The organism is Plantibacter sp. ME-Dv--P-095 (assembly GCF_030209365.1).
In the GTDB taxonomy this organism is placed as follows: domain Bacteria; phylum Actinomycetota; class Actinomycetes; order Actinomycetales; family Microbacteriaceae; genus Plantibacter.
On record NZ_JARVSB010000011.1, the window covers coordinates 111,325 to 134,853 of the forward strand.

A 23,529-nucleotide genomic window follows, 5' to 3' on the forward strand; every position below is an offset into this window, starting at 1 on the left:
CCTACGCGCCCCAGCCGGCCTGCGTGCCGCCGACGCGCTCCTCGGCGATCCGCTGCTGGTAGCCCGAGGCGAGGTAGGCGGCGAACGGGTCCGCCGGCAGTCCGCGGCTCTCGCGCCACGCGGCGAGCGGGCCCCGGACGTCGGTGTAGAACGCGTCCATGAGGATCCCGTTCGCGCCGAGGACGTCGCCGGCCTCCTGCGCCGTCGTCAGGGCGTCGCGGTCGACGAGTAGCGCGCGGGCCGTCATCTCCTGCACGTTCAGCACCGAACGGATCTGACCGGGGATCTTGTCCTCGACGTTGTGGCACTGGTCGAGCATGAACGCGACGGGGGAGTCGTCGTCCAGGCCGCCGCCGCGCACGACCTCGTAGAGGATGCGGAACAGCTGGAACGGGTCTGCCGCGCCGACGATGAGGTCGTCGTCGGCGTAGAACCGGGAGTTGAAGTCGAAGGAGCCGAGCTTCCCGAGGCGGAGCAGCTGCGCGACGATGAACTCGATGTTCGTGCCGGGCGCGTGGTGTCCGGTGTCGAGGCAGACGAGCGCCTGGTCGCCGAGCTCGACCACCTGGGCGTAGGAGGTTCCCCAGTCGGGGACGTCGGTGTGGTAGAACGCCGGCTCGAAGAACTTGTACTCGAGCACGAGGCGCTGCTCGTCACCGAGCCGGGCGTAGATCTGCTGCAGGGAGTCGGCGAGGCGGTCCTGGCGGCCCCGGATGTCCTGCTGGCCCGGGTAGTTGCTGCCGTCGGCGAGCCAGATCTTGAGGTCCTGCGACCCCGTCGCGTGCATGACGTCGATGCAGGCGAAGTGGTGGTCGATGGCCTTCTGGCGGATCTTCGGGTCGCTGTGCGTGAGGCTGCCGAACTTGTAGTCCTCGTCCTGGAACGTGTTCGAGTTGATCGTGCCGAGCGCGACGCCGTGATCCTCGGCGTACGTGCGCAGGGCGCCGAAGTCGTCGACGAGGTCCCACGGGATGTGCAGCGCGACCTTCGGTGCGAGGGCGGTGAACTCGTGCACCTTGGCGGCGTCGGCGATCTTCTCCTCGGGCGTGCGCGGGGTGCCGGGCGTCGTGAACACCTTGAAGCGCGTGCCGGAGTTGCCGAACGCCCAGGAGGGGAGCTCGATGGCCTGCTGCTCGAGCAGGGGGGTGATGGTGTCGAAACGGGTCATGATCACTTCTCTGTGGGTGTTCCGGTGGTCGGTGGCGCCGCGATGGCGTCGGTTGCAGCATACGTGAATCGTTTCAACGACGCCACCCTGCCGCGGTGTTCGACCCCTTCTCAGGATGCACGGGGCGTGTCGCGGCCGCCGTGGGGCGACGTGCCGCCCGAGTCCTGAGTTAGGGAAGGGGGTCGGGTGTGGAGGGGAGGGCGGCGAGCTGGTCCTCGAGGTGGAAGACCTCGGTCAGCTGCAGGAAGCCCTGGTCGGGCGGGAGGTCGAGGTCGACGAAGAACTCGCCCATCTCCGCCTGCCAGCGGGCGTTCACCTCGGTCTCGGCCATGCCTGCCTGGGCCGCCTCGAGCGAGGGTGTCTCGAAGTACCCGATGAGCATCCCGTCGTCCCGGACGAACAGCGAGTAGTTCCGCCAGCCGGTGTCGGCCAGGGCTCGCAGCATCTCGGGCCAGACGGCCGCGTGGCGCTCACGGTACTCGGCGAGCCGCTCCGGCTTGACCTGCAGTTGGAAGCACACGCGGTGCAGGGGCTCGGAGCTCGTCATCGAGGCTGGCCTTTCGGTTCACGCGGAATCGCCATGAATCGATTCAGGGGCGATCGCCCCAGGCTATCGGCGTCCCTCGAGGTGGTCAATCGGCGCGGAACTCGGCGCATCGCCGTGGCGCGCCGGCGCGGACTGGGCCTGGACACACGCCTCCTCGATGTATACGGTGTCCACATGACTCCGGACGATGGGCAGGCGGACCGGCCGCCGACCGCGGGTCCCGTGGCCTCGGATCCGACCGCGTCGACCGATGAGGGCGCGGTCGGTGCCTTCGACGCGGCCGACCACCCGCACTGGCGTCGTGACGTCGCCGTCTTCCTCTCCGGCCAGACGGTCTCGTTGTTCGGCTCGATGCTCGTGCAGTACGCGATCATGTGGCACCTCACCCTCGAGACGAAGTCCGGGGTGGTGCTGGCGTTCGCCGCGGTCGCCGGGTTCCTGCCGCAGGCCGTCGTATCCATCTTCGGCGGCGTCTGGGCCGACCGGATGAACCGCAAGCTGCTGATCATCGTCGCCGACGGGTCCATCGCCATCACGACGCTCGCGCTGGCGATCTTCCTCATCACCGGCGCCGCCGACCTCTGGCTCATCTTCCTCACGCTCGCGATCCGTTCGGTCGGCGCCGGTGTCCAGATGCCGGCCGTGTCCGCCCTCATCCCGCAGATCACACCGACCGACAAGCTCATGCGCGTGAACGGTCTCAACGGGTCCATCCAGTCGGCGATGATGCTCGTCGCCCCCGCGGCCGCCGGCGCCCTGTACGCGAGCGCGTCGCTCGTCGCGATCTTCTTCGTCGACGTGGTCACGGCGGCGATCGGGATCGGTCTGCTGCTCCTCGTCCCGGTGCGGACGCTCGTCCGGAGCGGCGAACGGCCAGGCTACTTCGCCGACCTCACCGAGGGCGTCCGCTACGTGTGGCGACACGGCTTCGTGCGGTGGTTGCTGATCCTCTTCGCGATCGTGTTCCTGCTGATCGTCGCCCCGTCGTATCTGACGCCGCTCATGATCGCGCGCTCGTTCGGCGACGAGGTGTGGATGCTCACCGTGAACGAACTGGCGTTCAGTGTCGGCATGGTCGCCGGCGGCGCGATCATCGCGATCTGGGGCGGCACGAAGAACCGGGTGCTCCTCCTCGTCGGCTCGTCGGTCGTGTTCGGGGTGCTCTCGATCGGGCTGGGACTCTCGACGAACCTCTGGGTGTTCTTCGGCTTCATGCTCCTGCTCGGCCTCGCGGTGCCGTTCTTCTCGACGACCTCCATGACGCTGCTGCAGGAACGCGTCGAGCCGGAGCGTCAGGGACGCGTGTTCGGCTTCGTGGGCATCGTCATGGCGGTGTCGATGCCGCTCGGGATGATCGTCTTCGGACCGCTCGCCGACGTGGTCTCGGTGGAGCTGCTCCTCGTGGTCGCGGGCGTGCTCACCTTCGTCGTCCTCGCGGTCGCCGTGCTCGTGCCGTCCGGTCGTCGCGCCATGGCGGAGGTGTCGAAGCCGGTGTGACCGGTGTGACCGGCGTGACCGGCGTCGATCAGGGGAGCTGCGCCGCGTAGCCCTCGCGGTACGTGGGGTAGCGGTAGGAGAACCCGGTGTCGCGGAGTGCGGCGGCGACGATGCGCTTGCCACGATGCGCCTCCTCGGGCGTGCGACCGGCGTCGTCGAGGACCGGTGGGGCGACACCGAGCCGCTCGGCGATGAAATCGGCCGCCGTCGACAGCAGGACCGGCTCCTCGTCGATGCCCGCCACCACCGGAGGCAGGGCCGTCGCCGGCAGGTCGAGCAGGTGCACGATCACGGCTGCGGCGTCGTCGCGATGGATGCGGTTGGTCCATCCGGACGGCCTGGTCACGCGACCGTCGCGGACCTGGTCGACGAACATCGTCGACGTCGGCCCGTAGAGACCACCGAACCGGATCAGACTCGCCTCCGGCACGGCGGCACGGACGGCCTCCTCCGCTGCGAGCAGTGCCTGTGCGGTCCCGGTCGTCGGGACGGCGGGCGTGGTGTCGTCGATGCGCTCACCGCCGTCCTCGCCCCACACGGCGGTCGACGAGACGAAGAGGATCCGGGGTGGGGTGCCGGGGAGCGCCGCGACGGCGGCCAGCAGGTGCGCGATCCCGTCACGGTAGAGGGCGTCGTAGGCCCCGACGGATCGCTGGTGCGGAGCGAGGGCGACCACGATCGCGGCCGTGTCCGCCGGGAGCTCGGGGGCCGTGGTGGTGAGGTCGCAGAGCTGGAGGGTGAAGCGCCCCGGGGTGGTCTCGGTGGCCGGGGTCGCGGTCGTCGGCGCCGTGCGCTTCACGCCGACCACGTGCTCGCCGCGGGCCAGGAGCCTCGCGGCGACGTCCGAGCCGAGCTGTCCGAGTCCTACGATCGCGATGGTCATCGCCCAACCGTACCCGGCACCAGGAGGGAGAATGGTGGGATGGGTGCTGCCGGGGAGTTCATCGACGCCGCGCTCCAGTACGAGGGCGACGGGTACCGTGCCGCGGACGTCGTCGAGCGGCTCGGCGGCGGGCTCGAGTCCTACGGATCGTCCGTCGGAGCGGTCCGGGGTACCGTGCGGGACGCTCTCCGGAAGTTCCGCGGGATGGAGCACGACGAGCTGACGGCCCTCGCGACCGAGCTCTGGTCGGTGCCCGTCTTCGAGCGTCGGCTCGCGGCGGTCGTCCTCCTGCAGGCGAGCGTCGCCGTCCTCAGACACACGGATCTCACGCGCATCGAGGGCTTCGTGCGCAGCGGTCGTCACGCCGAGCTGGCCGATCCGCTCGCGACCGACGTCATCGGCCCGCTGCTCGACCACCTCGACGGCACGGCGCGGGCGAAGGCCGAGACCGTGCTCGACCGGTGGATGCAGGATGAGCCGTGGTTGCGACGGGCTGCCCTGCTCGCGCCGATCCGTGAACTGGGTGCGGGCGGTGGCGACGTCGATCGCGCGGCCCGTCGCCTGTCGGTTGCACTCGACGGGCTTCAGCGACCGGCGCCGATCGCGGTCGTGGAGCCCGCGGCGGAGCGGCTGCGCGCCGTGCTCTGAGGCGGTCGGTCCGTGCGCCCTTCGACAAGCTCAGGGACCGGGGGGTCGGCTCAGGGACCGGGTGCGGCCCAAGGACCGGGTACGTCACACCTGGCGGAAGTCGATCCCGAGGAGACTCGCCGCCGCCCGGTAGTCGGCCGCCCGATGCCCGAGCGACAGCGACCAGTGGTGGCCGATGCCGGTCGCGCTCCACTCATCGACCCAGACGCCGGGGTCCCGACCGAAGTCCACGCGGCTCGTCGTGTTGCCGATCGCGAGCAGCGGTCCTGGCACGACCGTCCCCTCCGACGCGACGAACGCCAGCGAACCGTCGCGGTCCTGGCCGAGTCCCAGCAGCGTCACCGGGCCGTGGCGCACGTCGAACTCGACGCTCACGCCCCAGCCGCGCTTGCCGTGGTACACCCCGAGGCCGCGCAGCAACGGGTCTCGCGAGCTGACGGCGAGGTGCGCCGGTCCGTCGTGGCCCATCTCGACGACTCCGTCCTCGAAGTCCAATGCCTGGATCTCGCAGAACGACCCGCCGGCGCCGACGACCTGGGTCGCGAGTTGCGCGACCGTCGTCCGCAGCTCGTACTCGCCGGTCGTCGGGACGCCGCGAGCGGTGAGCAGCGAGGCGCCGAGGATCATGCCGGCGCCGAGTCGTTCGTGCTGTTCGCCGTCGCGACCGCGGTGGTAGTAGGCGAGGCTGTCGAGCGCGAACTCCTCGACGAGGCGGTCGAGACCCACCGAGACCTTCGCCCCCCACACGAAGTCGTCCTCCACGACCGTGTCGTCGAGCGTGAAGACCTCGCGGGCGAGCGCCATGCGGTCGGCTACCTGGGCGTCGGTGACCTCGTCGACGAGGACGCGGAGGTCGTCGAACTCGAGCACCTCCACGTGTGATCCGAAGGTGGTGGGGAGCAGGGTGAGGTCCGTCGAGACGTCGAGCATGCCCGGATAGACGTGACCCATGAGGCCGTGTCGCGCGTGCCGGAGAGCGGCGCGGACATGGGCCGCCTGGATCCACCGACCGATGCGCTCCCAGGCCGACTCCTGGTGCAACCACCCCGAGACCGAACGGAAGGGGATGCCGGCGCGGCGGAAGACGTTGCCGACCTCGGGTACCGGGCACTGCCCGCAGTAGGCGAGCCAGGCGCCGGTGTCGAAGCTCGCGTGGTCCATCCGCTCGGTCGGCTGCAGGTCGATGACGAGTACCGGGGTGCCGGTGCGCTGGGCGATGGGGAGGACCATCGACGAGGTCAGGTAGGTGGTGAGGAAGAGGACGATGAGGTCGCAGTCGCCCTGGCGGAGGCGCTCGGCGGCGACCTCGCCCTCCTGGGCGTCGGAGATGAATCCGACGTCGACCACGTCGGCGTCCATGCCTCGGAAGCGCTCGGAGACGACCCGGGCCGACGCCTGGAGCTGGGGGAGGAGGTCGGGGAACTGTGGCCAGTACGTTCCGAGTCCGCCGGCGACGAGGCCGACGCGGGGCTTGCGACGTGCCTTCGGGGCGAGGAGCGGGTGTGCGGCGGGGGTGTGGGTCATCGGTGATCCTGTTCGTCCGGCGGCGGTGCCGTTTAATCGATTAAATTCGTGATCCGACTGTAGCGTCATCCGTCTCGCCGCGTCGAGGATCAGGATGCGGGGATCGAGTCGCGCGAGGTCGCCGGCGCGGATTCGCGCACGACGATGCGCGGTTCGAGGGTGCGCGCCACATGCGTGTGCGAGGAGCGATCGGTGCCGAGTTCGGCGAGCAGTTCGGCGAGCAGGATCTCCACGGCGACGCGTCCGAGCTCGTCCTTCGGCTGCTCGACCGTCGTGAGCGGCACCCGGCCGTCGGCCGCGAGCGGCAGGTCGCCGTAGCCGACCACCGACACGTCTCCCGGCACGTCGAGACCGCCGTCGTTCAGCCCGCGGATGACCCCGAGGGCGAGCTGGTCGTTCGTGCAGAAGACCCCGGCGGCGTCCGGTGTGCGGGTCGCGATGCCTCGGCCGGCCTCACGTCCGGCGTCGACGGTCATCTCCCGGGCGGTGACCTCCACCAGCTCGTCGGGATCGATCCCCGCCGTGACGAAGGCGTTCCGTGCGCCAGCGCGACGGTCCTCGCACTGGGGGATCGCGCGGTCGCCGTTCACGAGCACGATCGGTCCTCGCCCACCGGTCGTCGCCAACAGGTGGGCCACCGCCAGCTCGCCGCCGCGGACGTCGTCGATCGCCACGGAGCACCCGGTTCCCTCGGGGGCGGTGCGGTCCATGAGCACGAGGCGGCTGCCGACCCGGCGGAGCTGGGCGAGGCGCGAGGCGTCGGCCGTCAACGGAGCGACCAGGGCGCCGGCGGCCCGGTGCTCGGCGAGCATCTCGAAGTGCTGCAGCTCGAGGTCCGGGTCGTCGTGGCTGACGCAGAGGGCAACCGTGTACCCGTGCTCGGCGGCCGCCTCGGTCACGCCGCGGGTGATCGCCGAGTAGAAGGGGTTCACGATGTCGGGGATCACGAGGCCGATGAGCCGGTTCGTGCCCTGCCGGAGCGTCGCCGCAGCGCGGTTGGGCACGAAGTCGAGTTCGGCGATCGCCGCGAGCACCCGTTCACGCGTGGCCGGGGCGACGATCTCGGGGCGGTTGAGCGTGTTCGAGACGGTCGCGTTCGACACCCCGGCGAGCCTGGCGACGGCGGCGAACCCGATGTCGTGCTTCGCCATGTCCGTCCTCCCGGTTCCCTCCACGAGCGTACCCGTCCACAACTCAGGACGGCCGCGGCGTGTCGACGCGACAGCCGGCCCGGCGGACGTGACACGCGGGGCCGGTCCTGAGTTGCGGACGGTGCAGCCCGCCGAAGGCGACCCGCGAACCGCGAGGGCCTACGGCAGGGTGTGACCGGCCGCGGTGAACAGGCGGTACCACTCCTGGCGCGACAGCGTCACGTCGGAACCCGCAGCCGCCTCCTCCACGCGCGAGGGCTTCGTGGTGCCGAGCACCACCTGGATGTTCGCGGGGTGACGGGTGATCCACGCGGTGGCGATCCCCGTCGGCGTGACGCCGTGCGTCGCGGCCAGCTCGTCGAGCACGTCGTTGAGCTCCGCATAGTGCTCGCGGTCGCCGAGGAAGACGCCCGTGAAGAAGCCGGCCTGGAACGGCGACCACGCCTGCAGGGTCATGCCGGTGAGGCGGCTGTAGTCGAGGATGCCGTTGTCGCGGTCGATCGACTGGTCGAGGCCGGCCATGTTCGTGGCGATGCCCGAGGCGATGATCGGCGCGTGCGTGATGCTCAGCTGCACCTGGTTCGCGATGAGCGGCTGCTCGACCGAGGCCTTGAGGAGCTCGACCTGCGCTGGCGTGTGGTTCGAGACGCCGAAGTTCCGGACCTTGCCCGACGCCTGCAGGGTGTCGAACGCGGACGCGACCTCCTCGGGCTCGACGAGGGTGTCGGGCCGGTGGAGGAGCAGGAGGTCGAGGTAGTCCGTCTTGAGCGCGGCCAGCGACTCGTCGACCGTGCGGAGGATGTGCTCCTCGGAGAAGTCGAAGTAGCCCGGGCGGATGCCGACCTTCGACTGGATGACCACCTGCTCGCGCTCGGCGGCGGTGAGGGTGACGGCGTCGCCGAACCGGCGCTCGCAGCCGTGACGCTCCGAGCCGTAGATGTCGGCGTGGTCGAAGACGGTCACGCCGGCGTCGCGTGCGGTGTGGAAGAGGGTGCGGATGGCCTCGTCGTCGAGGGGTTCGATGCGCATGAGGCCGAGGACGATGCTGGACGCGGTCAGGTCGGTCTGGGGCAGGGGGATGGTCTTCATCGTCCCATCCTGGCCGAACGCACCGACAGCCTGCCTAGGATTGACGCATGTTCGTGTTGTCGTTGTTGCTCATCGTCCTCACGATCGTCGCGCTCATCGACGTGGTCGGCCAGCCGGAACCCGTCGTCCGCAACCTGCCCAAGATCGTCTGGGTCCTGCTCATCGTCTTCATCCCCCTCATCGGCGTCGGCCTGTGGTTCCTCCTCGGCAAGGACTGGTCGAACAGTCGCATCAAGCTGCCCGAACGTCGGGGCCGGAAGCAGCCGCGGACGTCCGGCTCGTGGGGCCCGGCCCGTGGATCGTCGCCGGCCACGACGCCCTCGCCGTCGCAGCCCGACCGTGCCGTCAGCAGCACGGAGGAACAGCTCGCCGCCCTCGAACGCGAGATCCAGGCCGCCGAGGACGCGGAGCGCATCCGCAAGCTCGAACTCGAGATGCAGCGATCCGATCCCCCCGCCGACGATGGCCCGGCTTCGAGCGCCGACCGCTCCTGACCGGACTCCGCGCGTCGTCCACAACTCAGGACGCGAACGGCGCGCCGCCTCCGGAACCGGGGTTCCGAGAGCGACGCGCCGGGGCGGTCCTGAATTGCGAACGGCCTAGAAGTCGTAGTCGTCGATGTTGTCCGCGGTGAAGGTGGTCGGCGGGCCGACGATGACGGTGCCGTCGGCGCCGACCTCGCGCTCACCGAGGTCACCGGCTTCGAAGGTGTCGCCCTCCTTGCCCGTGATGGTGCCCTCAGCGAGTGCCTTGCCGGCGTACGCGGCGACGTAGCCGAGCTGAGCCGGGTCCCACAGCGCGAACGCGGAGACGGTGCCGTCCTTCACGAACGGACGCATCTCGTTCGGCAGGCCGAGCCCGGTCAGCGCGACCTTGCCCTTGTACTCCGAGGTGGAGAGGTAGCGGGCGGTCGCGGCGATGCCGACCGTCGTGGGCGAGATGATGCCCTTGAGGTTCGGGTGCGCCTGCAGCAGCCCCTGGGCCTCCTGGAAGGACTTCGTGTCGTCGTCGTCGCCGTAGACCTTGGCGACGAGCTTGATGTCCTTGTACTCGGGGTTTGACTTGAGCTCCTCCTCCATGAAGGCGATCCACTCGTTCTGGTTCGTCGCGTTGGCCGTGGCCGAGAGGATCGCGATCTCGCCGGAGCCGCCGATCTGTTCCGCGATGAGCTTCGTCTGGATCAGTGCGACGTCCTTGGCGACGACCTGCGAGATGAAGACGTCGCGGCAGTCCTTGCTGGTGTCGGAGTCGAACGCGACGATCTTCGCGCCGCCCTCGCGAGCCTCCTTGAGGGCGGGGCAGACGGCGTCGGGGTCGTTCGCCGCGATGACGATGACGTTCGTGCCGGCCTGGGTCTCCGCGTTGATGAAGGACACCTGGCTGGACGCGCTCGCCTCGAGCGGACCGACGACCTCGGTGGCCGAGAAGCCGGCCGCCTTCGCGCCGTCCTCGCCGCCGCCGAGCACGACGTCCGTGTAGGGGTTGTTGAGCTGCTTCGGGATGAAGGTGATGCTCTCGGCACCGCCCGCGCCACCACCGGAGCCGGCGGAGTCGCCGGTGGCGCACCCCGTCGCGATGAGGGCGAGTGATGCCGCTGCGGCGATGAGGGCCGCTGCTCGACGGGCCGAACGGCCTGTCGCGTGGTTTCGAATCGACTGCATTGTCTGTTCCTTTCTGGATACGCCTGGTGCTGTGGCGTGGGATCGCCCGGGAGCGCGCTGATCGGGGATCAGTGCTGGGGCAGGCTGCGTCGGATTCGTCGGTGGTGGTTCCACTGCTTGACGGATTCGAAGATACTGGGGCCGACCACCGAGGCGATCAGCAGGGTGCCGGTGACGATGATGAGCACGACGTCGGAGACACGACCGAGTCGGAGTGCGTAGTTGATCGTGCCGATGAGGAGGACGCCGGCGACGACGCCGGGGATCGAGCCCTTGCCGCCGAAGATGGAGACGCCGCCGAGGAGGACCGCCGCGATGACGGCGAGTTCGAGGCCGGAGGCGTTGTCGCTGCGGGCGCTGGAGTAGCGCAGCGTCCAGAAGATCCCGGCGAGCGCGGAGACGCCGCCGGTCGCGACGTACAGCCAGAACTTCGAGCGGGCCACCTTGATGCCGACGAAGCTCGCCGCCTCCGAGCTGAACCCGAGGGCGTAGAGGCCGCGGCCGAACGGGGTGAGGTGCAGGACCACGCCGAAGACGATCACGACGAGGAGCACACCGACCATGACGACCGGGATACCGGTGGAGCCGATCTTCGAGGTGAAGAACGCGGTGAGCTCCGCCGGGAAGTTCGCGACCGCGTTGTCACCGATGACGACGAGAGCGAGTCCGCGGAACAGGGCGAGGGTACCGATGGTCACGGCCAGCGAGGGGAGCCCGACCACCGCGATGAGGAAGCCGTTGAACGCTCCCGCGACGACGCCGACGAGGAGGCCGATGAGGAGGACCACGCCGATGTCCATCCCGCCGCCGGCCCACAGCACACCGATGACGGCGCTCGTGAGGCCCGCGGTGCTCGCGACGGACAGGTCGATCTCGCCGGTGATGATCACGAGCGTCATCGGCATGGCGATGAGGAGGATCGGGATGACGTCGAGGAGCAGGAAGCCGACGGTGACGGGCGAGGCGAAGCGCGGGATGAGCAGGCAGGCCCCGATCACGACGACGAGCAGGGCGTAGATCATGATCGCGTCGCGACCGAGCAGGATGCGGGAGAGTCCCGTGCGTCCCTTCGGCTCCGCGACGAGCACGCCGGTGGTGTCGGTGCCGAGCGGGCCGGAACCCTTCGTGAACGGCGCCTTGGCCGGTGCCGGGGTCTTCAGATCAGACATCGCGTGCCTCGCTCATTCGCAGTTTCTTGGCCGTACGGAGGCTGGCGACACGATCGATGATGATCGCGGCCAGGATGAGGACACCGACGATCGCCTGCTGCCAGAACTTGTCGACGCGCAGGGCGGTGAGGGCACTCGTGATCGTGGTGAGGAGGATCGCGCCGATCGCTGCTCCGGCGACCGAGCCGCTGCCGCCGAAGATGGCGACACCGCCGACCACCGCAGCGGCCACGACGTCGAGCTCCATGCCGGACCCCGTGGTCGCACCGACCGAGTTGAAGCGGGAGGCGTAGAGCACGCCGGCGAGCCCGGCGAGCACTCCGTTGGCGAGGAAGGCGAGGAACACCCGGCGTCCGACGGGGATGCCGAAGAGCTTCGCGGCGTCGGGGTCGGACCCGATCGCGTACAGGTCACGACCGGAGCGGGCACCGGCCATGAACACGGCGACGACCACGACGACGAGGATCGCGATGAGGGTGATGACCGGGAACCCGAGGACCGTGTCGACGGAGAGGTTGCCGAAGGCGTCCGGCCGGTCGTCGGCGAAGTACTGCGTGCCGCCGGCCCAGGCGTTGTTGAGGCCGCGGTAGATGTACAGCGTGCCGAGCGTGATGACGAGCGCCGGCACCTTCGCGATCGTGACGAGTGCGCCGTTGATCGCGCCGAGGACCCCGCCGAGCAGCATCGCGATGAGGAACACGGCGACGATCGGCAGCTGCGGCATCGTCGCGAACATGGTGCCGGTCGCGAAGGCGACGAGGCCGAGGATCGATCCGACGGAGAGGTCGACGTTGCGGGTGATGATCACGAGCGCCTGGCCGACGGCGAGGATGATCATGATCGTCGCGTTGAGGAGGAGGTCCTTCACCCCCTGCGCCGACAGGAACAGCGGGTTCGCGAGGTACGTCACGAGCACGAGGACGACGAGGGCGACCGTCACCGGCAGCTCCCTGAGTCGCACGATCGACGCGATCGGGTTCGTCGTGCGCTCGGTCGCGACGGTGACAGGGGTGCCGCCGGGTCGTGCGCCGCCGCCCGGCTTGGTGGTGGTGTTCGTCATCGTGCGCCTTCCAGGGATCCGGTCGCCGCGTGCATCACGGTCTCCGGGGTCGCTTCTTCGCGGGTGAGCTCGGCGGTGATCCGGCCCTCGTGCATGACGAGCACGCGGTCGGCCATGCCGAGGACCTCGGGCAGTTCGGAGGAGATCATGAGGATCGCGATGCCGCGGCCCGCGAGTTCGGAGATGAGGCGGTGGACCTCGCTCTTCGTGCCGACGTCGATGCCGCGAGTGGGTTCGTCGACGATGAGGAAGCTCGGCTCGGTGGCGAGCCATTTCGCGAGCACGACCTTCTGCTGGTTGCCGCCGGAGAGCGTGGACACCGCGTACTCCTGCGAGCCCGTCTTCACCTGGAGGCGGGTCGACCACTCCTCGGCGGCCTGGCGTTCCCGGCGGCCGGAGATGAGGCCGAACCGGGCCAGCCGGTGGCGGAGGGTGAGGGTCGCATTGCGGGCGACGGAGAGGTCCATCACGAGGCCCTGCTTGCGGCGGTCCTCGGGGACGAAGCCCATGCCCGCGGTGATCGCGGCCTGCGGGTCGCCGGCCTTCACCGGTGACCCGCCGAGCGTGACGCGGCCGGAGTCGTAGGGGTCGATGCCGAACACTGCGCGGGCGACCTCGGTGCGTCCCGCGCCGACGAGCCCGGCCAGGGCGACGATCTCGCCCGACCGGACGGTGAAGGAGATGTCGGAGAAGACCCCGGCCCGCGACAGGTGCTCGACGGCGAGGACCGCGTCGCCGATCTCCGCGTCCTGCTTGGGGAAGAGGGTGGCGATGTCGCGTCCGACCATCTGGCGGACGATCGCGTCGACGGTCGTCTCGGCGGTGACGTGGGTGGCGATGTAGCGGCCGTCGCGCATGACCGTGATGCGGTCGCACAGCGCGAAGACCTCCTCGAAGCGGTGGGAGATGAACAGGATCCCGGCACCTGCGTCGCGCAGGGAGCGGGCGACCTGGAAGAGGCGGTCGACCTCGACACCCGAGAGGGCCGCGGTGGGCTCGTCCATGATGAGGACCTTGGCGTCGAGGGAGATGGCCTTGGCGATCTCGATGATCTGCTGGTCGGCGATCGACAGGCCCTCGGCCACCCGGTCGGGGTCGATCTGGACGCCGAGGCGGTCGAAGAGGGCCTTGGCGGCCTTCCGCATGGCGCCGGTGCTGATGAGGCCGAGGCCGTTCTTCGGCTGGCGGCCGATGAAGATGTTCTCCGCGACGGTGAGGTCGGGGAAGAGGGTCGGCTCCTGGTAGATCACGGAGATCCCGGCGGCCTTGCTGTCGGCGACGCCGCGGAAGGCGACGGGCTTGCCGGCGAGGGTGAAGTCTCCGGCGTCCGGCGTGTAGAGGCCGGCGAGGATCTTCACGAGCGTGGACTTGCCTGCGCCGTTCTCGCCGACGAGGGCGTGGATCTCCCCGGCCTCGATCCGGATGGTGCCGTCGGCGAGTGCGACGACGGGGCCGAAGGTCTTCGCGGCTCCGATGAGGGAGAGTGCGGGCTGCGCTGAGCGCGCGGGCTGCGCTGGCGGGTCGATCGTCATTGAGGGTCCGTTCCTCCACGGTGAGGGGTTCGTTCCCGACCGGCTTCATGAATCGATTCATGGTCGGGAGCACTGCACTGTACGGCCGGGTTCTCGCGAGCGGCAAGACGCACGGGCCGTTCCTGACAGGACCTTCAGAAACACCGTCGGGGTCAGCTCGCCTAGGCTGTGGATGCTCGATGGCGAAGGAGGACGACCGTGCGGATCCTCGTGGTCGACGACGAACGCGAGATGGCGGCCCTCCTCTCCCGCGGCCTCGGTTCCGACGGACACGAGGTGACGACCGCGTTCGACGGCCCGAGCGCCCTCGCCCTCGCCAAGCAGGCGGCCGCGAACCCGGCGGCGGGTGGGGAGACGGGGTACCAGGTCGCCGTCGTCGACGTCATGCTGCCCGGGCGCTCCGGCTTCACCGTCTGCCGCGAGCTCAAGGACCTCGACCCGACGCTCGCCGTCATCCTGCTCACGGCCCGCGACGCCGTCGACGACCGGGTCCGCGGCCTCGACGCGGGAGCCGACGACTACATGATCAAGCCGTTCGCCTTCGCCGAACTCGCCGCCCGCATCCGCGCCGTCCGGCGACGCGACGCCCTCACCTCGCAGCCGCGCCTGGACGTCGGCGGGCTGACGCTCGACCTGCACCGCCATCGGGCCCGCGTCGGGGACCGCGACGTGCCGCTCAGCGGGACCGAGTTCGATGTCCTGCGCGTCCTGGCGAGCGAGCCGGGCGTCGTCGTGTCCCGAGCGGCCATGCTGCGCGAGGTCTGGGAGACCTTCGACAACATCGACCCGAACGTCGTCGACCAGTACATCAGTCGGCTCCGACGCAAGCTCGAGCTGGCTGAGGCGGGCGTCCGCATCGTGACGAGCCGGGGCGTGGGGTTCTCCGTCGTCGCCGCGGAACGGTGAATCGATGACGGATGGGCTCGGCGGACGGGGACGCGGCCGACGCGGACGGCACCACGGCATCCGCACCCGGATCGCCGGCGGTAGCCTCCTCATCGCGGTCGTCGTGTCGCTCTTCGCGGGCCTCGCGATCAACGCCCAATTGGAACGCATCGTCCGCGACGGCACCGTCCAGGCGCTCCGCAGCGACGGCGCGCAGTACGTGTTCGCCCTGCAGGCGAGGCCCGACGACCCCCTGCAGGGTCCCGGCCTCGGCACGCGGATCGCGGTGATCGCCCCCGACGGCTCGATCCCCGTCTTCAGTCTCCCGACGACCTTGGCGGGGCAGCTCTCCGCCCTCGCGGCGACCCGCGAGGTCACCATCGTCGACGCCGGCCGGGCCACCTACGTCCTGCTGTCGCAGCCCGTGACCGTCGGCGGCGACACCTGGTACGTCATCGCCGGGCGGGACGAGGCCGAGGAGACCACCGTCCTGGTGCAGATGCGGCTCCTGCTCGTCGGCTCGTTCGCGCTGCTCGTCCTCGGTGTCGCGGCCGGGGGCTGGATCCTGACGACCGTGTCGCTCCGTCCCGTCACGCGGCTGCGGGTGAGCGCGCAGAGCCTGAGCGGTCGCTCGACGGCGGAGTTGCTGCCGGTGGGGCGGGCGGACGACGAGATCGCGCAGCTCGCGATCACCCTCAACGATCTCATCGAGCGGCTGCGGGCGTCCGCCGACCGCGAGCGACAACTCGTCTCCGACGCGAGCCACGAACTCCGGACGCCGCTCGCGATCCTGCGGACGCAGTTGGAACTCGCGAGGCTCGAGGACTCCTCGCGGGAGCAGCTGCTCGCCGACATCGAGGGCGCCGAGCGGAGTGCCACCAGGCTGTCGGCGCTCGTCACCTCCCTGCTCGAACTCTCGCGGATCGAGGCAGATGCGCCGGTCGGGCGGTCGACCGCGGATGCCCTCGACGCCGAGACGCTCGAAGCGGTCGAGCGGGCCAGGTTCCGGGTCGCCTCGGACGACGCCCTGGCCGGGGTGGAGGTCGAGGTCGTGAGCGCGCTCGCCGACAGGGCACCGGATGCGGCGGCCACGTACGCCGTCCGCGCCGACGACTTCGGCCGGCTCGTCGACAACCTGCTGGGGAACGCCTTGCAGGCGTTCGCCGATCGCGGCACGGCTCCACGTCGGCTGTCGGTCATGCTCGACGATGCCGCCGACCTGCTCACCCTGCGGGTGTCGGACACCGCGGGCGGGCTCGATCCGGCCTTCGAGCCACGGGCGCTCGAGCGGTTCAGTCGTTCGGACGCGACGCGGTCCTCCGGGCACGGATCGGGGCTCGGGCTGGCGATCGTCGCCGCCATCGCGCGCAACGCCGGGGGAGCGATCCGGCTCCTGAACCGTCCCGGTCACGGCCTGGAGGTCGTCGTCACCCTGCCCGTCGCCCCGGTCCTGCCGGCCGATCCGGTGTGAGCGCTGCCCGTTCTCAGGAGTCGGTCGGTGTGTCGGGCTCAGGTGGGCGCGCCGCGCCGGAGAACTCCTGAGCAAGGGACTGGGGTGAACGTCGGCAGTGGGCCGGGCAGGCGTGCGCAGTCGCTGCGTGCAACAATGAGCCAGCCCGACCGGCGTCACCTGGCGGGACAGACCGGCGAAGGGGAACCGTGAGTGCGAGCGTGAAGGACGTCGCGGCGAGGGCCGGCGTCTCGGTCGGAACCGTCTCCAACGTCCTGAACCGTCCCGAGAAGGTGTCGCCCGTCACCGTCGAACGCGTGCACGCGGCCATCGACGAACTCGGTTTCGTGCGGAACGACGCCGCCAGACAGCTCCGCGCCGGCCGGAGCCGCAGCATCGGCCTCGTCGTGCTCGACGTCGGCAACCCGTTCTTCACCGACGTCGCCCGCGGTGCCGAGGATCGCGCCGACGCCGAAGGCCTCTCGGTCCTGCTCGGCAACAGCGACGAGAGCCTCGACCGTGAGCGCGCCTATCTCGACCTCTTCGAGGAGCAGCGGGTCGCCGGCGTCCTCATCACCCCGCTCGGCGACGACCTCGACCGCCTCGCGCGTCTCCGGGATCGCGGGACGCCCACGGTGCTCGTCGACCGGCAGACCGACGACGCGAGCTTCTCCTCGGTCGCCGTCGACGACGTGGCCGGCGGCCGGCTCGCGGTCGAGCACCTCCTCTCGCTCGGTCGTCGTCGCATCGCCGTCGTCGGTGGCCCCGCGTCGCTGCGGCAGGTCCGCGACCGACTCGCGGGGGCGACCCAGGCGGTCGAGGCGGCCGTGGCGGCTGGTGTCGACGTGCAGCTCGAGACGCTGGAGACCACGTCGCTCACGGTGTTGCAGGGGCGCGCGGCCGGCGAGGTGATCACGGGGCGTCCTCGTGACGAGTGGCCGGACGCGGTGTTCGCGGCGAACGACCTCCTCGCCATGGGGGTCCTCCAGGCGTTCAGCATGCTCGGCTCGGTGCGGGTGCCCGAGGACATCGCACTCATCGGATACGACGACATCGACTTCGCCTCGGCGGCCGTCGTCCCGCTCTCGTCGATCCGCCAGCCGAGCGCCCTCATGGGGCACACGGCCGTCGAACTCCTGCTCAGCGAGGCAGCCGCCGGGGTGGGAGGCGTGCCGGAGCAGATCGTGTTCCAGCCGGAACTCGTCGTCCGGCAGTCGACGGCCGGCGTCCGGTCCGACTGACCCGTGGCGTTCCGCGAGCGCGGTGACGCCTCGCGTTCCGGCGCTCATCGTTCGTCCACAGGGCGTTCCAAGCGGAGGTTCCTCTCAGGGAAGCCCACGTAGGGTGGCCGTTTCGTCTCCCTCGGACCGGGCAACCGGTCGACCGCGGTCATCGAGGGAGGGGCTTCCCCGGCCCAGCGACACCCACCGAGCATGAACCGAGCGCGCCCCCGACGCGCACGAGACCCAGGACGGTACCCCACACATGACCAGCACCACGCCCGCGCGCGCCGTCGAACGACTGCACGTGGACACCCCGGCCACCACCCTCGCGCAGACCTCCGGCGCCGCGCCGACCACTTCGGCGTCGACGACGCCCCGGCCGTCCCGCGGCGGTGGCGGCCGTCACGTCGCCCTGAGCCCTCGCGCCGCGCGTCGGGCCGCCCGGCTCGAGGACGACCGCTGGACGGCGTCCGCCGAGGACGAGCGACGCCACGTCGACCTCGTGCCCGTGAAGCGTCCGTCCGCGAAGCGCGGCAAGGGCTCGTTCGCGAGGCGCGCGAAGCCGTTCGCCACGCTCGGCGTCATGACCCTCGCCACCGGCCTGTTCGTCTCGGTCTCGATGCCGGCCGCCGCGGCCGGAGTCGACGTCGACGCCGCGACCGGTGGCGCGATCCCGTCCGCCGCGACCATGCAGTCCGTGTCCTACTCGGTGCCCTCGACCGCCACGGCCGCACCGTTCACGCGCGACGGGTACGGCGCGACCAGCCAGGAGGAGCTCGACGCTTCCGCAGCGGCTGCCGCTGCCGCCGCCGCGCAGGCCGCCGCCGCCGCCGCCGAGAGCGCCTCGGCCTCCGCGTCCTCGTCCGCCTCCGCGTCGTCCGGCCGCACCTTCCCGGCACCGAACGTCGCCCGCTCCGGCGAGGCGATCCTCAACTACGCGGCGCAGTTCGTCGGTGTCGTGCCCTACGGCAACGGCAACGACCCGTCGGACAGCTTCGCCTGCGACGGCTACGTCCAGTACGTGTTCGCGGCCTTCGGTGTCTCCCTGCCGCGCGGGGCCGGCGCGCAGGCGGCGTCCGGCGTGCAGATCTCGGCGTCCGAGGCGGTGGCCGGCGACCTGCTCTACTGGCCCGAGGGGCACATCGCGATCTACGACGGCAACGGTGGCATGTACGACTCGCCCGACTGGGGCCGGTACGTCCAGCACCGCCTGACCATCTGGGGCGACCCGGTCTACATCCGCATCCCGTAGGCAGGCCCGTCGTCCACAACTCCTGCTCGACCCGCCCTCGGCCGGCAGCTCGGCCCGGTTCGGGCTGCCGTGTCTTCGGTGTGAGCCCGTCGGGCAGGAGTTGTGCACAGGCCGCTCGGGGATAGCGTGGACAGATGACCGAGTTGCACGCGAGCCCGACCTCCGACGCACCAGGTGCGGAGGCGTCCGCGCCTCCGATGTCGCCGCCGGACGAACGTGGCTTCGAGACCGCCCTCGGTACCATCCTCGCGAAGGTCGACGGCCCGGTCGTGCGGGCGCTCGGCATCCCCTACGCCCGCGCGGGTCGCTTCGAGGTGCCGGTTCCGACGGGGCTGCCGACCGAGGCCGACGGCACCGCGACCCCCTACCGCGCCCTCCGTCGTGCGCCCGCCTCGCCGCAGCGGCCATCACGGGTGCTCGAGGCCGTCCTCGAGGGGGCAGGCGAAGGGATGGTCGACTCCGAGGACTGTCAGGCGCTCTCGATCACGATGCCCGCCGACGTGCAGCCCGGCGAAGCGCTGCCGGTCATGGTGTGGATCCATGGCGGTGCTTACGTCACGGGTGCCGGTGACCTCGACGTCTACGATCCGATCAACCTGGTCGTCGAGCAGCGGGTCGTCGTCGTGTCGGTCACCTATCGGCTTGGCATCCTCGGGTTCCTCGGCGACGGCGAGGCGCTGCCGGCCAACCTCGGCCTGCTCGACCTCGTGCTCGCCCTCCGCTGGATCCACGAGCACATCGCGGCGTTCGGCGGCGATCCCGGCCTGGTCACCCTGTTCGGGCAGTCCGCGGGTGCCGACGCCATCGCCCACCTGATGATCAGTGACGGCACCGCTGGGCTGTTCCGCCGGGTGATCCTGCAGAGTGCGCCGCTCGGCATCAGCAGCGGCAGGGCGAAGATGGCGAGCGCCATGATGCGGGCGGCCGGGGCGCCGGACCGCGACACCCCCGTCGGTGAACTGATGGCCCTGGAGGAGCGGGTGGAGCGTGCCGCGCGGCGCTTCGGGCTGCGTGGTGGCATGGCGTTCGGCACCCAGTACGGGCACGCGCCGCTCCCGGCGGAGGGCGATCGCGACGCAGCGTGGCGGGAGGCCGCCTCGCACATCGACGTGCTCATCGGTTCGACGACCGAGGAGACCCGCCTCTACGTGCCGCTCATCCCGGTATTCGCGCGGCTCACCGCGATGCCGCTCGTCGGGGTGCCGATCCGACGGGCGCTCGTCGGCGCGACGACGCACCTGACCTACACCCGCGACGCGAAGGCGTTCATCGAACGGCATCGGGCGTCCGGCGGTCGCGCGACCCGGTACGAGCTCAGCTGGGCACCGCCGGGCAGCCCCTACGGCGCTTCGCACGTCACGGATCTGCCGCTCCTGCTCGGCACCGAGCGGGCCTGGAGCCGGACGGCGCTCATCGGCACGTCGAGCTGGTCGGAGGTCGACCGTCGTGGTCGATTCCTGCGTCAGATGTGGGCGGACTTCGCGCGTGACGGCTCGCTCGCGGCCGATGCGACGGCTGGCGTAAGCGACATGGTGACGCTCGACCGCTGAGGCCGGACCACTGAGGCCCGGCCGCGACGACTACTCCTGGAGGGCCTTCACGGAGGGGAGCAGGTTCGCGACGCTGGCGTAGTAGACGACGCCATCCCGGTAGGTCACGACGGGCAGGTAGTCGGGGTCGTTCACGTCGGGGGCCTGGAGGGCACCTGCGACCGATGTGTCGGTCTCGGTCCATCCGGCGCCGATGAGCGACTGCTTCTGGGTGTCCCACTCGGCGCTGGTCTTGGCTCCCTGCGCGTACCAGACGCGGATGTCGCCGCCGGAGCGGGCCCAGTAGCAACCGAGGCCGCCGGCGTCGATGATCGACTGCATCGTGTCGTCGAGGACGAAGATGTCGGGGTCCAGGACCAGCCCGTCCTCCGCGAGGCTCGCGTACTCCTCGTCCGTCAGGACGGTTTCGCAGGTCGCGTCGCTCATGGGCTCGGAGGTCGCCGAGGGCGTGGCTGTCGGTGCCGCGGTGGTCGCGGAGGGGGCGGACGTCTGCGTCGGGGTTCCTGCCGAACAGCCCGCGAGGGCGAGGAGGACGACGGCGAGGGCGGGGAGAGTGGAACGCTTCATAGTCGTAAGTGTGTCAGACGACTTATACGGTCGGAATCGGGGTCGTCCCGGGTTGCGTGGCCGATGGTTCGTGGACGAGCTCCTCGTCAACGACCAGTGCCAGGCACGCGCGGGCATGCGCCCGGGCTTCGGCCGGCGTCGGCGCAGCGGACAATCCGAGCAGCCTGCGTCGATGCGGTTCGCCGAGGAGCAGGGTGTAGAGCTGCTCCGCCTGCTCGCCGACGTGGCCGGACAGGAAGGCGATCGAGCGAGCCGGTCCCGCGGCGTAGAATTCGGCGGCGACCTCGGGGAAGCGTGGTGACTCCGCGATCACGAGCCGATGCAGGGCGACCGAGACGTCCGAGTGCAGCGCCAGGACGAGCCGGGTCGCCGCGTCTTCGAGGGACTCGGCGTCGGACCCTGGGGCGTCGACCGCGATGAGGTAGGCGTGCTGTCGCTCGACGGCCGCCGACAGCACGCCGGCGAGATCGCCGAACCAGTTGTAGATCGTGCGCTTCGTCACGCCGGCGTCGGCGGCGATCGCCTCGATCGTCGTCCCGCCGTACCCGTGCGCGGTGAATCGTCCGATGGCCGCGTCGAGGATCGCATCGCGGCGGCGGTCCCGTTCGGCAGCCGTCGGGCGACCTCGTCTCGTGTCCATGCTCTAATGATACGGTAGCGTCTCATTCAAGCGAAAGGGTGGAGATGACGAAGATCCTGCACGTGGCGATCGTCGACGACTGGGAGGCCAGCAGGCCGTTCGGCGAGTACGAGGTGTCGACGAGGGCGGTGCCCTTCGTGGATGCCGGGTTCGTTCACGCGACGACCGCCGACGGTCTGCCCGAGGTGCTCGACCGCGTCTACGGCTCGCTCCAGCTGCCACTGCTGCTCATCGTGCTGGACGCCGAGGAACTGCAGGCATCAGGCGCCGAGGTCACCTGGGAGCCCGCGCCTCGCGTCCTCGCTCCGCTGCCCACCGCGGGCCCGGCGGTGATCGCGGAACTCCCGCTCGAACGCGATGCGACCGGTGCCTGGCAGGTGCCGGCGGCGCTCGCCGGACTGACGGTGGACTAGGCGGTCATCACCTGGCTCGGTGTGTACCCACTCAGTAATGGTCGCGCGCCTGCAGGATGACGATGTGGGTGTCGGTCACCAGGTACACGAGTCGGTTCGCGTCGTCGATCCGTCGGGACCAGGCTCCTGAGAGGATGTGCTTCAATGGCTCGGGCTTCCCGATGCCCACGAACGGATCCCTGAGGACGTCCTGGATGAGCAGATTGATCCGCTTGAGCGTCTTGCGGTCTTGGCTCTGCCAGGAGGTGTAGTCCTCCCAGCCGCTGCGGTCGAAGGCCAACTGCCGGGTCACGCGTCGAGCAGCTTGTGGGTCTCGAACTCCCCGTTCCGAGCACGTTCGAGGGAGGCGAGGAGGCGTTCGGCACCCTTGGCGTTGCGGAGCAGGTACGCGGTCTCGACCATGGCGTCGTAATCGTCCTTCGAGACGAGGACCGCGTTCCCCCGCTTCGAGACGACCTCGACCGGCACGTGGTCGTCGTTCACCTGTTGGATGAGACCGAACAAGTTCTTGCGTGCATCGGTCGCGCTGATCGCTGACATGGGGAGCCTCCTGGAGTGGTACAGAAAAGCGTACCACTCCAGCTAGCCGTCGGCCTCCTCGGACTACCTGAGTGCCGGCTTGATGTCCTTCACGATCGACTCGAGGATGCGGGCGTTGAATTCGACCCCCAGCTGATTCGGCACGGTGACGAGGACGGTGTCCGCCGCCTGGACGGCCGCATCGGCCGCGAGCTCGGCGGCGATGACGTCGGGTTCGCCGATGAAGCTGCGACCGAAGCGCGCGAGCCCGCCGTCGAGGTGACCGACCTGGTCCTTCGAGTCGGCCTGCGCGCGCAGGCCGAAGTAACGTCGCGTCTCGTCGTCGATGAGCGGGAGGATGCTGCGGCTCACCGAGACCCTGGGCTGCCACTCGTGACCGGCCTCGGCCCACGCCGCACGGAACATCGCGATCTGCTCGGCCTGCAGCTCGTCGAACGGCACACCCGTGTCCTCGGTGAGGAGCGTCGACGACATCAGGTTCATGCCCTGCTCCGCCGTCCAGACGGCCGTCGACCGCGAACCGGCACCCCACCAGATGCGCTCGCCGAGGCCCGGCGACTGCGGCTGGATGGCCAGCAGGCCGTTCGTCCCGGTCATCTGCGGGTTCGCCCGGGCGACCCCGGCTCCGGCGATCGCCGCACGGAACACCTCGGTGTGCGCGCGGGCGACGTCGGCGTCCGTCTCGTCCTCGCCGGGTGCGTACCCGAACGACTCCGAACCGCGGAGCGCCGTCTCGGGTGATCCCCGGCTCACACCGAGCTGCAGTCGCCCGTCGCTGATGAGGTCGGTGGCCGCAGCCTCCTCCGCCATGTAGAGCGGGTTCTCGTACCGCATGTCGATGACACCGGTGCCGAGCTCGATGCGCGAGGTCTTCGCCGCCATCGCCGCGAGCAGCGGGAACGGCGAGGCGAGCTGTCGGGTGAAGTGGTGCACGCGCACGTAGGCGCCGTCGACGCCGACCTCCTCCGCGGCGACCGCGAGGTCGATGCTCTGCAGGAGTGCGTCGCGCCCCGTGCGCACGCTGGAGCCCGGAACGTCTTGCCAGTGTCCGAAGGACAGGAACCCGATCTTCTTCACGCT

Annotated in this window: 24 protein-coding genes; 9 read left to right on the top strand and 15 right to left on the bottom strand. The window is 70.3% G+C overall.

Annotation, left to right across the window (positions count from 1 at the left end; all coding sequences use genetic code 11):
• Position 1: 1 nt before the first annotated feature.
• Together rhaI and QRN26_RS16405 are read right to left on the bottom strand one after the other, a co-directional pair.
• The gene (rhaI, locus tag QRN26_RS16400; RefSeq protein ID WP_285037573.1) at positions 2–1,168 is read right to left on the bottom strand and encodes an L-rhamnose isomerase; all 1,167 of its coding nucleotides are present in this window, start codon (positions 1,166–1,168) and stop codon (positions 2–4) included.
• Positions 1,169–1,337: 169 nt separating this feature from the next.
• Complete coding sequence (locus QRN26_RS16405; RefSeq protein ID WP_285037574.1) at positions 1,338–1,715, bottom strand: L-rhamnose mutarotase; 378 nt, start codon at positions 1,713–1,715, stop codon at positions 1,338–1,340.
• 174 nt (positions 1,716–1,889) lie between these two features.
• Here QRN26_RS16405 and QRN26_RS16410 point away from each other — a divergent pair, with 174 nt between their 5' ends.
• Entirely contained in the window at positions 1,890–3,212 is a 1,323-nt protein-coding gene (locus QRN26_RS16410) for an MFS transporter (protein ID WP_056010752.1), read from the top strand.
• 28 nt (positions 3,213–3,240) lie between these two features.
• Here the strand turns inward: QRN26_RS16410 and QRN26_RS16415 are convergent, their stop codons facing one another.
• The gene (locus QRN26_RS16415) at positions 3,241–4,095 is read right to left on the bottom strand and encodes an NAD-dependent epimerase/dehydratase family protein (RefSeq protein ID WP_285037575.1); all 855 of its coding nucleotides are present in this window, start codon (positions 4,093–4,095) and stop codon (positions 3,241–3,243) included.
• A gap of 39 nt (positions 4,096–4,134) precedes the next feature.
• On the opposite strand from QRN26_RS16415, the gene QRN26_RS16420 reads away from it, so the two are divergent.
• Positions 4,135–4,743 (top strand): DNA alkylation repair protein, encoded by a 609-nt coding sequence (locus tag QRN26_RS16420; protein WP_056010757.1) that lies wholly within the window; start codon positions 4,135–4,137, stop codon positions 4,741–4,743.
• Between the two features lie 84 nt (positions 4,744–4,827).
• On the opposite strand, the gene QRN26_RS16425 is transcribed toward QRN26_RS16420, so the two are convergent.
• The 3 genes from QRN26_RS16425 to QRN26_RS16435 all read right to left on the bottom strand — a co-directional run bounded on the left by QRN26_RS16425 (position 4,828) and on the right by QRN26_RS16435 (position 8,507).
• The gene (locus QRN26_RS16425) at positions 4,828–6,267 is read right to left on the bottom strand and encodes an L-fucose/L-arabinose isomerase family protein (protein ID WP_285037576.1); all 1,440 of its coding nucleotides are present in this window, start codon (positions 6,265–6,267) and stop codon (positions 4,828–4,830) included.
• Between the two features lie 89 nt (positions 6,268–6,356).
• A complete protein-coding gene (locus QRN26_RS16430; protein ID WP_285037577.1) occupies positions 6,357–7,418 on the bottom strand; it encodes a LacI family DNA-binding transcriptional regulator in 1,062 nt (353 codons plus the stop codon).
• A 159-nt stretch (positions 7,419–7,577) separates the two neighbouring features.
• Positions 7,578–8,507, bottom strand: a complete 930-nt coding sequence (locus tag QRN26_RS16435; protein ID WP_056010763.1) for an aldo/keto reductase — start codon at positions 8,505–8,507, stop codon at positions 7,578–7,580.
• A gap of 47 nt (positions 8,508–8,554) precedes the next feature.
• Here QRN26_RS16435 and QRN26_RS16440 point away from each other — a divergent pair, with 47 nt between their 5' ends.
• A complete protein-coding gene (locus QRN26_RS16440) occupies positions 8,555–9,001 on the top strand; it encodes a PLD nuclease N-terminal domain-containing protein (protein ID WP_285037578.1) in 447 nt (148 codons plus the stop codon).
• 105 nt (positions 9,002–9,106) lie between these two features.
• On the opposite strand, the gene rhaS is transcribed toward QRN26_RS16440, so the two are convergent.
• The 4 genes from rhaS to QRN26_RS16460 form a co-directional block, all read right to left on the bottom strand.
• Positions 9,107–10,168, bottom strand: coding sequence for a rhamnose ABC transporter substrate-binding protein (gene rhaS / locus QRN26_RS16445; protein WP_285037579.1), 1,062 nt, complete (start codon positions 10,166–10,168; stop codon positions 9,107–9,109).
• Between the two features lie 68 nt (positions 10,169–10,236).
• Positions 10,237–11,337: an ABC transporter permease gene (locus QRN26_RS16450; protein WP_056782196.1), complete on the bottom strand. Its 1,101-nt coding sequence runs from the start codon at positions 11,335–11,337 to the stop codon at positions 10,237–10,239.
• On the bottom strand, positions 11,330–12,397 hold the full coding sequence (locus QRN26_RS16455) for an ABC transporter permease (RefSeq protein WP_285037580.1): 1,068 nt from the start codon (positions 12,395–12,397) through the stop codon (positions 11,330–11,332). The genes QRN26_RS16450 and QRN26_RS16455 overlap by 8 nt, the downstream gene beginning before the upstream one ends.
• On the bottom strand, positions 12,394–13,929 hold the full coding sequence (locus QRN26_RS16460) for a sugar ABC transporter ATP-binding protein (RefSeq protein ID WP_285037581.1): 1,536 nt from the start codon (positions 13,927–13,929) through the stop codon (positions 12,394–12,396). The genes QRN26_RS16455 and QRN26_RS16460 overlap by 4 nt, the downstream gene beginning before the upstream one ends.
• Before the next feature lie 198 nt (positions 13,930–14,127).
• Between QRN26_RS16460 and QRN26_RS16465 the strand changes: the two genes are divergently transcribed.
• The 5 genes from QRN26_RS16465 to QRN26_RS16485 all read left to right on the top strand — a co-directional run bounded on the left by QRN26_RS16465 (position 14,128) and on the right by QRN26_RS16485 (position 20,289).
• On the top strand, positions 14,128–14,835 hold the full coding sequence (locus QRN26_RS16465; protein WP_082456204.1) for a response regulator transcription factor: 708 nt from the start codon (positions 14,128–14,130) through the stop codon (positions 14,833–14,835).
• A gap of 4 nt (positions 14,836–14,839) precedes the next feature.
• Positions 14,840–16,285: a sensor histidine kinase gene (locus QRN26_RS16470; RefSeq protein ID WP_285037582.1), complete on the top strand. Its 1,446-nt coding sequence runs from the start codon at positions 14,840–14,842 to the stop codon at positions 16,283–16,285.
• Positions 16,286–16,473: 188 nt separating this feature from the next.
• The gene (locus QRN26_RS16475) at positions 16,474–17,505 is read left to right on the top strand and encodes a LacI family DNA-binding transcriptional regulator (RefSeq protein ID WP_285037583.1); all 1,032 of its coding nucleotides are present in this window, start codon (positions 16,474–16,476) and stop codon (positions 17,503–17,505) included.
• A gap of 244 nt (positions 17,506–17,749) precedes the next feature.
• Positions 17,750–18,739 carry a C40 family peptidase gene (locus tag QRN26_RS16480; protein ID WP_285037584.1) on the top strand — a complete coding sequence of 330 codons (990 nt, stop codon included), beginning with the start codon at positions 17,750–17,752 and terminating at the stop codon, positions 18,737–18,739.
• 134 nt (positions 18,740–18,873) lie between these two features.
• The gene (locus QRN26_RS16485; RefSeq protein ID WP_285037585.1) at positions 18,874–20,289 is read left to right on the top strand and encodes a carboxylesterase family protein; all 1,416 of its coding nucleotides are present in this window, start codon (positions 18,874–18,876) and stop codon (positions 20,287–20,289) included.
• Positions 20,290–20,319: 30 nt separating this feature from the next.
• Here the strand turns inward: QRN26_RS16485 and QRN26_RS16490 are convergent, their stop codons facing one another.
• Together QRN26_RS16490 and QRN26_RS16495 are read right to left on the bottom strand one after the other, a co-directional pair.
• Positions 20,320–20,856 (bottom strand): hypothetical protein, encoded by a 537-nt coding sequence (locus tag QRN26_RS16490; RefSeq protein ID WP_285037586.1) that lies wholly within the window; start codon positions 20,854–20,856, stop codon positions 20,320–20,322.
• 22 nt (positions 20,857–20,878) lie between these two features.
• Positions 20,879–21,496 carry a TetR/AcrR family transcriptional regulator gene (locus QRN26_RS16495; RefSeq protein ID WP_285037587.1) on the bottom strand — a complete coding sequence of 206 codons (618 nt, stop codon included), beginning with the start codon at positions 21,494–21,496 and terminating at the stop codon, positions 20,879–20,881.
• A gap of 44 nt (positions 21,497–21,540) precedes the next feature.
• Here QRN26_RS16495 and QRN26_RS16500 point away from each other — a divergent pair, with 44 nt between their 5' ends.
• Positions 21,541–21,909, top strand: a complete 369-nt coding sequence (locus QRN26_RS16500) for a DUF952 domain-containing protein (RefSeq protein ID WP_285037588.1) — start codon at positions 21,541–21,543, stop codon at positions 21,907–21,909.
• A gap of 31 nt (positions 21,910–21,940) precedes the next feature.
• Here the strand turns inward: QRN26_RS16500 and QRN26_RS16505 are convergent, their stop codons facing one another.
• From QRN26_RS16505 to QRN26_RS16515, 3 genes are all read right to left on the bottom strand, one after another.
• Positions 21,941–22,201 carry a Txe/YoeB family addiction module toxin gene (locus QRN26_RS16505; protein WP_056010787.1) on the bottom strand — a complete coding sequence of 87 codons (261 nt, stop codon included), beginning with the start codon at positions 22,199–22,201 and terminating at the stop codon, positions 21,941–21,943.
• Positions 22,198–22,449 (bottom strand): type II toxin-antitoxin system Phd/YefM family antitoxin, encoded by a 252-nt coding sequence (locus tag QRN26_RS16510; RefSeq protein ID WP_285037589.1) that lies wholly within the window; start codon positions 22,447–22,449, stop codon positions 22,198–22,200. The genes QRN26_RS16505 and QRN26_RS16510 overlap by 4 nt, the downstream gene beginning before the upstream one ends.
• 63 nt (positions 22,450–22,512) lie before the next feature.
• Positions 22,513–23,526, bottom strand: a complete 1,014-nt coding sequence (locus QRN26_RS16515; protein WP_285037590.1) for an LLM class flavin-dependent oxidoreductase — start codon at positions 23,524–23,526, stop codon at positions 22,513–22,515.
• Between the last annotated feature and the right edge of the window lie 3 nt (positions 23,527–23,529).